A 286-nucleotide genomic window follows, 5' to 3' on the forward strand; every position below is an offset into this window, starting at 1 on the left:
CGAGGCGCGCAACGGGCTCGTGCGCGTCTCACCCCATTTCCACAACCGCGAAAGCGAGATCGATAGCTTCTGCGAAATTTCTAGCAGCTTGTCGAGGATACCGAGCGCTCTGACCGATGGTGGGCGCTATGAAACTCAATCCGAGAGCACGAAGATTCTCACTTTTGGCATTAATTGCCGACGAAATTTTCGCGGATGGCTGCCTGGAGTGCTCCTCCAGCTCGCCCGATCAATGCGATCCGAGCATGATTAGGTTGTTCTCGCTGTCGCGGAAAAGGGCGTAGGT

General features: G+C 55.6%; 1 protein-coding gene. It reads left to right on the top strand.

Annotated elements, in window-relative coordinates; translation table 11 throughout:
* A partial coding sequence (locus AC0L2O_RS36675) for a hypothetical protein (protein WP_473373188.1) occupies positions 1–253 on the top strand: 253 nt, incomplete at its 5' end.
* Positions 254–286 lie beyond the last annotated feature (33 nt).

This window comes from Bradyrhizobium sp. Kon10 (assembly GCF_055807395.1).